Below are 12,384 nucleotides of genomic sequence, written 5' to 3'. Positions count from 1 at the left end.
TATATATATTTATATATAATACGGTTTATTTTATTGCCGCATTGATACAAAAGGAGTCATTATTATGTTAAAAATGTATACCGCCCACACCCAAGAAGTAGATGACGCCCAAATAGCGCTGCAAGAACTTACCAGCCAGATTGACACTTCAAAACTTTTAAAAAACACCATAGGCCTTGTCACATTCCATTATGACTTTGGCAAAACAGGCGTGCTTGAGGAACTTAGCAAAAAGCTGCCCTTTGAAATAGTAGGCATGACCACTATGGCGGGCGCGCAGTCCCCGGGCCACATAGGCGTATATTCTTTATTTTTAACTGTTTTAACAAGTGATGACGTCCAATTTTCAGCCGGCATGTCCGTGCCTTTAACAGCGCAAAATTATAAAACCGCCATTGCTGACACTTACCAAGCCGCCCGCGCTAAACTGCCGGGAGACCCGGGGTTTATTATGACCTTTGCCCCGTATATGCCTGATTTATCCGGCCACGACATGACCTCCGCCTTAGATGAGGCCGTCGGCGGCATACCCTGCTGGGGCAGCTTGGCCAGCGGCGTAGGCATGGTGTACGAACAGTGCAGCACAGCTTACCAGGACCGTCTGGAACAATATTCTATGGCTTTAGTTTTGTTTCATGGCGATGTTAAACCTGATTTTATTATTACCTCTATACCGGAAAGAAATATGAGAGACAGCGGCGGTATTGTTACAAAATCCGAGGGTTGCATACTTAGAGAGATTAACGACATGCCTTTTATAGATTATTTAAAGCAAATTGGTATTGAAATTAATAACCAAAACTGCACCACGCTGCCTTTTATGGTACATTACCAGGGCACTAAAGAACCTGTGGCCATAGGCATTTACAGAGTGTTTGACGACGGCGGCGCATTATTTGGCATACCGGTGCCGGTTGGCACAAAACTTGTGCTTAGCCAAATTGACACCGAGGGTATTTTAGAAACCGCCAAAACAAGTATTGAGCGCATATTAGCCACCGGTAAGACAAACGGTATTTGTATGTGTCCGTGCGTAACGCGCTACATCATGCAAGCGCCTGACCAAGAGGGTGAAATGAAATTAGTTACCAGCATGCTGGCAAACAAAAATATACCTTACGTTCTGTCATATTCCGGCGGGGAAATTTGCCCCGTGCGTGATGACAGCGGCAAGCTGCGCAACAGGTTTCATAACTATACGTTTTCATCTGTAGTTTTTTAACAACAACAGCGCGGATAAGGAATTAACATGAGCGACGACGTTATCAACCCACAAACTGATACGGGTGATTTGAACGATCACCTCACCCAGCTTAACGCCAAAGTAGCCAAACTTGAAAAAGAAGAAAGGTTGCTTAGGCGCGAGATTTTGCATTTACAACGCCAGCTCACTCAGGAAAAACTAATTTCACAGGTTAAAATAAACCAATTTGCCGCGCAAACCCTAGCCCAGCGCGAGCGTGACCGCTACCTTGAACTCATGCTTGCCAACAGCACCAACATCATGCTGTTTTTAGACGGGCAGAAACGCATTGTTTTTTGCACAAACAACTTTTTAAAACAATCCGGCTTTAAGTCTACCATAGAAATAGGCGGGTATTTACTGCAAGACCTTTTTAAAGGGGCGGCCTGGGCTAAAGACATTTCTTTTATTATAGATGAAGTAATGTTCCATAAAAAAAGTAAAACATCATCACGCAGTATAGACTTTGCGGGCAAAGGTAAAACCGCGCGTTATAATATCAACTTTATCCCCATGTTAAACGACGGCGGCGATATAGAAGGCGTTTTAATTTTATTTCACGATATTACTGATATAGAAGCCGCCAGAGAAACCGCTGAACAAGCCTCGCGCGCCAAGTCTGACTTTTTGGCCAATATGAGCCACGAAATACGCACCCCTATGAACGCCATTATAGGCATGACCTCTATAGGCCAATCCGCTAAAGATATTGACCGCAAAGACTACGCTTTCGGCAAAATAAAAGACGCCTCTTCACACCTGCTTGGCGTTATCAATGATATTTTAGACATGTCAAAAATTGAGGCCAATAAACTGGAACTTTCTTTAGTTGATTTTAATTTTGAGCGCATGCTGCAAAAAGTGGTTAGCGTAATCAACTTCCGCGTGGATGAGAAAAAGCAGCTGCTGCAAGTATCGCTTGACCCTGATATCCCCGCCATGCTGCTGGGCGATGACCAGCGTTTAAAGCAGGTTGTAACCAACCTTCTTTCTAACGCCGTTAAATTTACTCCGGAACACGGTGAAATACACCTTAAAACACATTATCTTGGCAACAAAGACACTATGCACGGTATACGCGTGGAAGTGACGGACACCGGCATAGGCATAAGCAAAGAGCAGCAAGGCCGTTTATTTACATCTTTTTCACAAGCGGAGAGCGGCACCTCGCGTAAATTTGGCGGCACGGGCCTGGGCCTGGCTATTTCCAAGCGCATAGTAGAGCTTATGGGCGGCGAAATAGGCGTAGAGTCTGAAGAGGGCAAAGGCTCCACTTTTTATTTTAATGTATGGCTGTGCAATAGTGAAAAAGAAAAAAAAGCCTTGCTTAACCCCGGGCTTAAATGGAACAGCGTGCGTGTGCTGGGCGTGGATGACGACGCGCATATAAGAGAACAACTTTCAGGTATATTCGCCAGGCTGGGCCTTAAATTTGACGTTGCAGGCAGCGGCGAAGAAGCGCTGCAAATGATTAAAGAAAAAGGCTCCTATGATATTTACCTTATAGACTGGAAAATGCCGGGCATGAACGGTATTGAACTTGCCGGGCGTATTAAAGAAATAAACAATTCCCCCTTTGTAGTTGCTATGATTTCGTCGGTAGAATGGAACGTTATTGAGAAAGACGCCAAAGCCGCGGGCGTGGAAAGATTTTTGCAAAAGCCGCTGTTCCCCTCCATGATTTCAGATTTGGTAATGATGTCTTTGCAAGACAGTGACGATGTTTTGCCATCCGCCCAAACACAGGAAGATTTTAAAAATATCTTTGCGGGCCGCACAATATTATTGGCGGAAGACGTGGACATTAATAGAGAAATAGTATTTTCCCTGCTGGAACCCACGGGCGTCGCCATTGATATGGCCGTTAACGGTAAAGAGGCTGTTGAAATGATGCGCGCAAACCCTGACAGGTACGATATTATTTTTATGGACGTACAAATGCCGGAGATGGACGGTTATGAAGCCACCAGGCAGATACGCGCGCTTAACGCGCCTGAAGCCAAAACAGTGCCCATCATTGCCATGACGGCAAACGTTTTTAAGGAAGATATAGAACGCAGTATAGCCAGCGGCATGAACGCGCACATAGGCAAACCTTTTAACATTAACGAGGTTATGGCCATGATGCGCAAATACATGAAACGTTCATAATAAATAAAAAATCACCCCGGGATTTACCCGGGGTGATTTTATTTAATAGTTTTATTTTTTTACTACCATTGCTTCGGCCAATGCCATCATACCTACAAACACAAAATATATTCCTATATATGTGGTTACAAATATAGCGCCAAACGCCGGGTTAACAATAATAAAATAAGCCAGCACCAAGCCTATTATACCGGCAACCATGGCCACCCACCATTTATTAAAACCTAAGTTTTTAAATGTGATGGACGCCGCTATTCTGGCTATGCTGCCAAATATGGCCCAAAAGCCAACCACCAACGGTATGGCCATAGCCGTAGCGCCTATATTGCCAAGCAGTATTAAACCTATAACTATGTCTAAAATACCCGCCGTCAAAGTCCAGCCCGGGCTTTTAAGCATTTCTTTATCATTAAAATAGCTGATAAGGTTAAAAATACCAGCCACCAATATACCCACGCCAAGCATAACAGAAAGCGTGGCCAAAGTTACACCGGGAAATAACATTACAAGCATCCCCACTAAAACATATATTATCCCCGCTACTACCAGAAACGTCTTTGCTTTTTTCATAATCCCCTCCTGTTTGTACAAACTTATTATGACAAATAGTGGCAGCCTATATTTTTGTTATTTTTAAGCGCGGCGTAGGTTATAAGCAGGCCGGTTTGCGTGCCGTTACGCAGGTCAATAAGTTCGGGCGTAAGCTGCACGTCGCGGTAGAAAACGCTTATTTCATTATGCATATGCCTTAATATTTTTTCGGCGCGGGCAAGGTGGGTTTTACTTCTTATAAGGCCAACATAGTTCCACATTGTGCTTTGCAATGTGGCGATATCCTGCTTAACCAAGTTAAGGTCAGCCGCTTTTACGGGGCTGCGCCACGGTCTTGGGGCAGGTATGTGAAATTTATTTTTAGCTATGTCCTGCTTATCTGCGCGGGCACATGCGTCGCCCATGGAAAGCGTTTCTAAAAGCGATGTGCTGGCCAGGCGGTTAGCCCCGTGCAGGCCGGTGCAGGCGCACTCACCTATTACATTTAAATTTTCTATATTAGTACGCCCGCTTGGCGTAGCGTAAACGCCGCCGCAAAAGTAATGCGCCGCGGGTACAACGGGTATTCTTTCTTTAGTTATGTCCACGCCGTACTCAAGGCACTTGCGGTAAATATTGGGGAACCTTTCTTTAATATGTTCAGGCTTAATTGCAGATAAATCTAAAAACACTTTGTCGCCGTGTAAACGCTGCTCTTCAATAGCTCTTGCCACCACGTCACGGGGCGCTAAGGACCCCATGGGGTGATACTTTTTCATAAACTCTTTGCCTTTGCTGTTTACCAGCACGCCGCCCTCGCCGCGCACGGCCTCTGATATTAAAAATGTTTTACCTTTGCCAAACACCGTCGGGTGGAACTGCACAAACTCCATATTCATTACCCTCGCGCCCACACGGTAAGCCATAGCAATGCCGTGGCCGAAGGAAAATTGTGAGTTAGTTGTATGGCGGTATATTTGCCCAACGCCGCCTGTGGCAAGCACTGTTTTTTTAGCGGTTACGCCGTAAACCTCGCCCGTTTTATTGTTTAGCACGTACGCTCCAAAACATGTAAGCGGGTAATAACGGTCTAAGGTATTTTCTGAGTTATGTGAAAGGGTAAGTAAATCTACCGCGGTATTTTGCGCCAGCACTTTTATGTTTTTTTCTTTTTTAACAGCTTTGAGCAAGCCGGACAGCATGGCGTGGCCCGTGGTATCTTTAGCGTAAATAATGCGCCTGCTTGTGTGCGCGCCCTCACGGGTAAGCAGCAGTTTGCCTTTAGCGTCAACATCAAAAGGCACTTTTAATTCTTTTACAAAAAGGTCGTTTAAAACTTTGTAGCCGTTTGTGCAAATTTCTTTTACCGCAGGCTCGTTGCACAGGCCGCAGCCGGCGTTTTGCACGTCTTTAACAAGCGCGTTTATGCCTTTGGGCGCTTCATACACCACGCCGCCTTGCGCTAAATCGCTGTTGGTATCTTCCGGTTCACCGCCGGAAATCATAATAACTTTTAACCCCAGCCGCGCCGCGCTAAGCGCGTAAGTAGCGCCCGCTAAACCGGAACCTATTACCAAAACATCCGTTTTTAAAACCTTCATATAAATCCCTTTTAACTTGCCAGTGTGGCCAGCCCGAAGAAAGAAGCTATGTCTTTATCCTGGAACTTAATTGTTGTCTTAAGGTAAGGCTGGTTAACTTCCAGCGCGTCGGTCATGCCCGCGCCTACGCTGAAGTATTTATTAATATCAAAGTTTACGCCGTACAAAAGGTTAGGCTTATTAAAGTGGCGGCCGTTTATCGTCCTGTCTCTGCCAAAATCAGTTACAGCGGTTTGGAAAGAAACGCGGTTAAGAAACTTGCGGTCATAAAACGGCATAAGCAGCAGCTCGGCCCCGCCGCCACCGCGTATATAACCTGCGGAAAGGTCAAAGTAATTATTATAAAAACCAAGCCTGGCTTCAATTTTATTCTTTTCAACATAATCTTTGGAGCCCAAAGAGTCGTCTTCATTGCCGATATTATTGTAGCCAACTCTGTAGTACATATAATCATTGCTGGGGTAAATTTTAAGCGCTATGTTTGTGTTAAACGCCTCAGCGTCGGTATTATAATAGCCGTCAAACATCCAAAACACTCTAAACTTGCTCATTTTACCCACAAACTCTCTGGCGTCAACCATAGTGGCTCTAAGGTCAGACACGGAGGCCTTTAAATCGTCTTTCATTTCAGGGTCGTTAATTAATGAACCTATCACGCCCTCGCTGTCTTGAATTTGGCGGGTAATTACGTCCGCGCGGGCCATAAGGTCTTTAAGGCTGACGGTAACGTCGCTTATGTCTTCCATAGAATGCTCAAGGTAAGGCCTGAGGGTGGAAACAAGCTCGCTTATGTTATTAGAAAGCTGGCGCAGGTTTACTAAAGTGGCGTTTAAATCCGCGCCGAAGGCGCCGTTATTATTAACGCTGTCTACAAATTGTTTTACGCTGGCCATAGTCTCGTTAAGCATTTGGTCCATGGCAAGTTCATTGTAGCCGTTTACGCTGTCGCCGTCGTTAAAAACGCCCGCGGCCGGGCGGCCCTGCTCTACGCCTAAATATTTTGAGCCTATTATGCTGGTGGCCATAATTTTGAAAACAGAATCTTTATAAACAGGTACATTCTTTTTAACGCCAAGCACCACTATCACGCCGTCGCCGTCCATTTTTATGGCGCGTACTTTGCCTATTTCAACGCCGTTAAGTTTAATTACGGATTTGCTGGGCAGGCCCGAAACATCGTGAAACCTTACGTTAATTTTATACTCCCCGCCAACGGAAATATTGCCCAGCATGTAAACAGCCACGCCAAACAGCACTACGCCGCACACCGCAAATAAACCTACTTTTGTTTCTGCTTTCATATTTATATTCTACCTTAATCTCTGGTTAATTTCATCTGTATAGGGCCCTGGGCCTTACCGTCTATAAACTGCCTGACGTAGGGGTTGTCCGTTTTTCTAAAATCGTCCGGCGTGCCCTCCATAAGTATTTTACCGTTATATAAAAATACTATTTTGTCAGATATTTTGTAAGCGGACTTCATGTCATGCGTAATAACAACCGAAGTCATGTTAAGCTTTTGCTTCATTTCTAAAATTAAATCGCTGATGATGTCAGACATAATAGGGTCAAGGCCGCTGGTAGGCTCGTCATATAGTAAATATTTGGGGCTTACGGCCAGCACGCGGGCAAGCGCAACGCGCTTTTTCATACCGCCGGAAAGTTCGCTCGGGCGCATGTCTTCCACGTCTTTTAGGCCAACCAGCGCAAGCTTTTCTTTTACTATTTTTTTGTAGTCCGCCTTTTTTTCATCCGTTAAATATTTTAGGCCAAACGCAACGTTTTCCCCTACGCTAAGAGAGTCAAACAGCGCGCCTTCCTGGAACAAATAACCCATGCTGCGCCTGACGGCGGCCAGCTTATATTCGTCGTTAACAAAAGCTATGTCTTTATTATCAATTAAAATTTTGCCGGCCGTTGGTTCAATCAGGCGCATAACGCATTTAATAAACGTGCTTTTACCCGTGCCAGAGCCGCCTATTACAGACAGTATTTCACCGTCTTTAATAGTAAGGTCTATACCGTCAAGCACATGCTTGGCGCCAAAAGATTTTCTTAAACCTTTTACCACTATCATTTTATATCCCCAGCGACGTAAGTATCGCAGTTAAAAAGTAGTCCAGCACCAACACCAGCACCATGCTGGTAACCACGGCCACCGTGGTAGAGCGGCCCACGCCCTCCGCGCCGCCTTTTGTGTCTAAACCTTTATAGCACGCAACCGTGCCAATCATAAAAGCGAACACAAAAGATTTTATAAAGCCGTGCATAAAATCCGCCACGCCCATATAGGCGGTAATATCGTTCATATAAGTAAAAGCGGGCACGTTTAACCCATGCACCGCCACCAAATAACCGCCAAATATACCCGAGAAATTTGCAAACAGCGTAAGTATAGGCACAGTAAACATAAAGGCAAACATGCGCGGCAACACAAGCTGCCTGTGCGGGTTGGTGCCAAGGGTGTAAAGCGCGTCAACCTGTTCTGTCACTTCCATAGTGCCAATCTCAGCGGTGACAGACGCGCCCGCGCGGCCTATAATAACCACCGCCGTCAGCACAGGGCCCAGCTCACGTATTAAAGAAAAGCTGACTAATGTGCCCACAAACATAGGCTCGTTTAAAATATTATTAATGGTATTGCCGCCCTGCAAGGCCAGCACCATGCCGGTAAAAACGCTGGTAAGGGTGGTAACGGTAAGAGAGTCTATGCCAAGCTTGACAGACTGCGACATAGCCTGGCCCCATTCAAAGGGCGCGCGGTACAGCCAGAACGCGCTTGCGCGCAGCATATTTGCCGCTTTGCCGCATTCATCAAAAAACATTATCAGGTATGTTCCTATAAGTTTAAACACTTGCCGCCCTCTTAAATGTATATATAAGATTCTATAAAATATTCCCCCGTTCAGGGGAATATTTAGGCGGTGTTTACGCTTTTAAAATTTTTATAGGAAGATGAGTTTTACTAAATTAAGGGGCTTTTTAGATGTCAGTTTCAGAGTCCCAGTCGCTGGGTCTGTATGCTTGAATATCAATAAGATTAAAAGAAGAGTTGAGCGTACCTGTAAGAACTTCAGTAACCCCGCTGGACGAGCAACTGCTGGTTAATGTTTCTGTTAGAGAGCCGCCCTCCTCATATGTTTTTGACTCAGAGCAGTCAAGCACCGCTGAAGGGTACACATATTCCATACCCAAAAATTCGTACTTGGCAGAATAGTTGGCAAGCAAGACCGCTTTGGTGCTCTCGCCATTTTCTATCCTAAATATTAGAGTGTAAACATTAGGAAACATTTTAACTTGCCCCACAATAAAAACCTTAAACCTGGAAGATTTTTTTATAAACGGCAAATCATTTTTAAAAACAGACACAAAATCTTCATTAGATACGAAAATCTCTTTTTGCGGGTTGCTTATACCTACAGGCTCCGGCGTTTCATCGGTTTGAAACACAAAAGAATCCCAAAATGTGATTGGCATTGTATAGGTTTTTATACGGGGTAGATAATTGGCAAAAGAAGTTTTTTTATTATCAGCAGGTTTATTTTCTTTAGCAAAAGTAAAGGTTGTGAGGCACAGACCAAAGAAGAAAAATAAAACAATAATTTTTTTCATAAAAACTCCTTATTTATAAATTCTTGGTACTCTTGCGGTAATTAGCGTAGTAATTTCGTAGGCTATTGTGCCTGCCCACTCGGCCAGGTCCCAAGCAGTTATTTCTGCGCCGTCCTGTGCGCCTATCAGCACAACCTCGTCGCCAATATTGGCGGACGGTAAATCCGTAATATCCACCATCAGCATGTCCATGGTTATATTACCTATAACTTTACAGCGCACGCCAGCAATTAAAACCTCAGCCTTGCCGCTCATGTTTCTTAAATATCCGTCGCCATATCCTACAGGTATTGTGGCCACGTGCATATCGCGCGGGGCTATAAAACTGCGGTTATAACTTAAGGCAAAACCTTTTTTAACGTCTTTAATAAAAACTATTCTTGATTTTAAAGTTAAAGCGGGCGTAAAATTATTATCCCCCTTTACTGTGCCGTAAGCGCCCAGACCTATGCGCACTATATCAAACCTGCCGCGCGCAGCGTGTAATGTGCCCATTGTGGCCGCCGTGTGGTAAGCCTGAATATCAACGCCGTTTGTTTTAGCTTCCAGCGCGGCCTGCTCAAAATAACCCAACTGCTGTGAGGTAAAAACCTCATCACTATCAGCGCAGGAGAGGTGAGTGTACAAACCAGCTATAACAATATTTTTACTCTGTTTAAGTTCGGCTAAAATTTTGGCTACGCCTGTGCGCCTGGTGCCTATGCGCCCCATGCCGGTGTCTTGCTTAACGTGGCAATATGCCGTCATACCCAACCTGTCCGCTATTTCACGCACAGCTTTGGCGGCGCTTAAGCTGGCCACGGTTATGGCAAGGTTGCCCTTGATAGCGTACTCAAAAGCTTCAAAAGGATATATACTGCCCAGCACAAGTATAGGCATGGTAATGCCGGCGTCCCTAAGCTGCAGGCCCTCTTCTATAGAAGCTGTGCCAAGCATATCGCACAAGTTTTCCGCCTGCGCAAATTTGCCCAGCGCAACCGCGCCGTGCCCGTAAGCGTTAGCCTTTAGCACAAAAAGTATTTTGGTTTTTGGGTTAAGCAAGCCGCGCACGTGATTTAAATTATAACGCACGGCGCTAAGGCTGACTTCCGCCCAGGTTGGCCTTAAAATCTTATCCATTATAACGGCACCCCAACTTCCTGCCCGTAGTCACCCACAGGTATATCTTCAGGCGCGGGGTTGGTAAATAAAGTATGTTCGCTGATAAAGTTAAGCGGCACGTCGCCCACAGGCCCGTTACGCTGTTTGGCAATAATTAAGGTAGCCTTGCGTTTTAAAGATTCGTCGTCACGTTTGTAGTAGCCGTCACGGTGGATTAAGGCGACAACGTCGGCGTCCTGCTCGATAGAGCCGGACTCCCTGAGGTCAGAGAGCTGCGGTTTATTATCAACACGGCTCCTGTCCTCATTTTTACGGCTGAGCTGTGAAAGCGCTATTACAGGCACGTTTAAAATCCTGGCCAGTTCCTTTAACATTCTTGAAATTTCGGACACTTCCTGCTGCCTGCTTTCAAAACGGCCCGTGCTTCTGATAAGCTGTAAATAGTCTATCATTATCATACCAAGCTGTTTGCCCTCTTTCTCAAGCTCGCTTGCTAAACGGCGGGCACGCATGCGAATGTCTGTAATAGTAATGCCCGGGGTGTCGTCTATAAAGAAAGGGGCGTTGGCAAGGCGGGTGGCCTCGCGCGTTAAGTCGCGCCATTTTTCCATTTTAAAAATACCGCTGCGTACCTGGTGCACGTCGGCCATAGCGGCCGAACATAACATACGCTCGAAAATAGAATTCTTGCCCATTTCTAAGGAGAACAATGCCACGGGAATATTTTTAACCACGCTTGCGTAGTGCGCCATGTTAAGCGCCAAAGCCGTTTTACCCTGTGACGGGCGGGCGCCTATAATAATAAGGTCAGACTTTCTAAAACCGCCTGTTTTATAGTCAAACTCCGTAAAGCCTGTGGGTACGCCTTTGACGGGGTTTTTGTCCAAACGGGCGCGCTCAATGGCGTGCATAACGTCTTCCACCATATCCTTAGCGGCGACAAAGCCTTTAATATCCTGCTTTTGGCTGATTTTAAAAATTTGTTCCTGCGCCAGGTCAATAAGTTTTTCAGGTTCATCTTCCTGTTTAAAACATTCCTGTACGACGTTTGTGGATATTCTTATTAAATCACGCACTAAAAACTTTTTGTACACAATCTCGGCGTAATGCTCCACGTGGGCGGAGGTGGACACCTTGTCTATAAGTTCAGACAGGTAAACCTCGCCGCCTACCTGGGCAAGGTGTTTGCTGTTTTTAAGCTCTTCGGTTATGGTAATCATGTCGACGGCCTGGTTTTTGTCGGACACGTTACGCATGGCGGTAAAAATCTTTTTGTGGGCGTCTTTATAAAAATGCTCGGGTTTAAGCGTGTCAAAGGCGCGTTCAACAGCCTGCGCGTCTATAAGCATAGAGCCTAAAACGGCCATTTCGGCGTCAAGCGCCTGCGGGGGTAGTTTTTCTAAAATATTGTCTGCCATAAGTACGTCTCCTTACATGTTGCAAAGCAACGGGGATAATTAGTTTAAAATTGGGGTTAATGTGAAATTATACTATTTAATATTGTGCCATATTTTGAGTATGATTTAAAAATGTCTTTTACAAAAAGACCTACCGGAAGATGTTTTTAGATATTTTTCAAAAGCATTAGCTTTTTCTGGGTTATCAAAAGCAAAATAGCATTTTAATTTCCATGGTTGAAACTTTTCAGAATGGTTTCCATTTTTCAGGTTATGCTCTTTAAAGCGTTTCTTTAAATCAGACGTAATTCCTATATAGTACGTTTCTTTGAAATTTATGCTTTCTAGTATGTATACGTATTTCATAAAGAACCTATTTATATCTGTCTTCACTCTATACACCGTTATTTTGCTGTGGCGCGAATTCGCGAAGGTGTAGATTATCTTATTTATACCCGTCTTCGCTGTGCTACGACGCGGTATTCGTCTTCAACTTTTTTAAAATTGCAATGCTTTTTGCCTTTTGTAAAATAAGAGCTCCGCTAAAATTGCGTCGTAGCGTAGAGAAGACGAATACTCCCCGAGGGACTCGAACCCACAGCCTACTGTTCCGAAGACAGTCGCTCTATCCAATTGAGCTAGGGGAGCATAAAAATAGAATGTATATATTTATATTTTAGCAGATTTATTATAATATCTTTATATATAATATCATTATGGATATTTATTTAAAGGCATTTTAACACAA

Annotated in this window: 11 protein-coding genes and 1 tRNA gene; 2 read left to right on the top strand and 10 right to left on the bottom strand. The window is 44.7% G+C overall.

Annotated features, from left to right (window positions below):
* Positions 1-64 precede the first annotated feature (64 nt).
* Together AAIR98_RS03385 and AAIR98_RS03380 are read left to right on the top strand one after the other, a co-directional pair.
* Positions 65-1,222 carry an FIST N-terminal domain-containing protein gene (locus tag AAIR98_RS03385; protein WP_423970846.1) on the top strand — a complete coding sequence of 386 codons (1,158 nt, stop codon included), beginning with the start codon at positions 65-67 and terminating at the stop codon, positions 1,220-1,222.
* Between the two features lie 27 nt (positions 1,223-1,249).
* Positions 1,250-3,394, top strand: a complete 2,145-nt coding sequence (locus tag AAIR98_RS03380; RefSeq protein WP_423970845.1) for a response regulator — start codon at positions 1,250-1,252, stop codon at positions 3,392-3,394.
* Positions 3,395-3,445: 51 nt separating this feature from the next.
* On the opposite strand, the gene AAIR98_RS03375 is transcribed toward AAIR98_RS03380, so the two are convergent.
* The 10 genes from AAIR98_RS03375 to AAIR98_RS03330 form a co-directional block, all read right to left on the bottom strand.
* Positions 3,446-3,964: an HdeD family acid-resistance protein gene (locus AAIR98_RS03375; protein WP_423970844.1), complete on the bottom strand. Its 519-nt coding sequence runs from the start codon at positions 3,962-3,964 to the stop codon at positions 3,446-3,448.
* A gap of 26 nt (positions 3,965-3,990) precedes the next feature.
* Positions 3,991-5,526, bottom strand: a complete 1,536-nt coding sequence (gene nadB, locus AAIR98_RS03370; protein WP_423970843.1) for an L-aspartate oxidase — start codon at positions 5,524-5,526, stop codon at positions 3,991-3,993.
* An 11-nt stretch (positions 5,527-5,537) separates the two neighbouring features.
* Positions 5,538-6,827, bottom strand: a complete 1,290-nt coding sequence (locus AAIR98_RS03365) for an MlaD family protein (RefSeq protein WP_423970842.1) — start codon at positions 6,825-6,827, stop codon at positions 5,538-5,540.
* A 14-nt stretch (positions 6,828-6,841) separates the two neighbouring features.
* Positions 6,842-7,603 carry an ABC transporter ATP-binding protein gene (locus AAIR98_RS03360; RefSeq protein ID WP_423970841.1) on the bottom strand — a complete coding sequence of 254 codons (762 nt, stop codon included), beginning with the start codon at positions 7,601-7,603 and terminating at the stop codon, positions 6,842-6,844.
* A gap of 1 nt (position 7,604) precedes the next feature.
* Complete coding sequence (locus tag AAIR98_RS03355) at positions 7,605-8,381, bottom strand: MlaE family ABC transporter permease (RefSeq protein ID WP_423970840.1); 777 nt, start codon at positions 8,379-8,381, stop codon at positions 7,605-7,607.
* A 127-nt stretch (positions 8,382-8,508) separates the two neighbouring features.
* Positions 8,509-9,138 (bottom strand): hypothetical protein, encoded by a 630-nt coding sequence (locus AAIR98_RS03350; protein WP_423970839.1) that lies wholly within the window; start codon positions 9,136-9,138, stop codon positions 8,509-8,511.
* A 9-nt stretch (positions 9,139-9,147) separates the two neighbouring features.
* Complete coding sequence (alr, locus tag AAIR98_RS03345) at positions 9,148-10,257, bottom strand: alanine racemase (protein ID WP_423970838.1); 1,110 nt, start codon at positions 10,255-10,257, stop codon at positions 9,148-9,150.
* Positions 10,257-11,657, bottom strand: coding sequence for a replicative DNA helicase (gene dnaB / locus AAIR98_RS03340; protein ID WP_423970837.1), 1,401 nt, complete (start codon positions 11,655-11,657; stop codon positions 10,257-10,259). Before dnaB ends, alr begins: the two co-directional genes overlap by 1 nt.
* Before the next feature lie 105 nt (positions 11,658-11,762).
* Positions 11,763-12,002, bottom strand: coding sequence for a GIY-YIG nuclease family protein (locus AAIR98_RS03335; protein WP_423970836.1), 240 nt, complete (start codon positions 12,000-12,002; stop codon positions 11,763-11,765).
* Between the two features lie 208 nt (positions 12,003-12,210).
* A tRNA-Arg gene (locus tag AAIR98_RS03330) sits at positions 12,211-12,284 on the bottom strand.
* Positions 12,285-12,384 lie beyond the last annotated feature (100 nt).

The organism is Elusimicrobium simillimum (genome assembly GCF_049639735.1).
In the GTDB taxonomy this organism is placed as follows: Bacteria; Elusimicrobiota; Elusimicrobia; order Elusimicrobiales; family Elusimicrobiaceae; genus Elusimicrobium; species Elusimicrobium simillimum.
The sequence above is the reverse complement of the archived record's forward strand: the minus strand, read 5'-3'. Positions and strand labels throughout refer to the sequence as shown.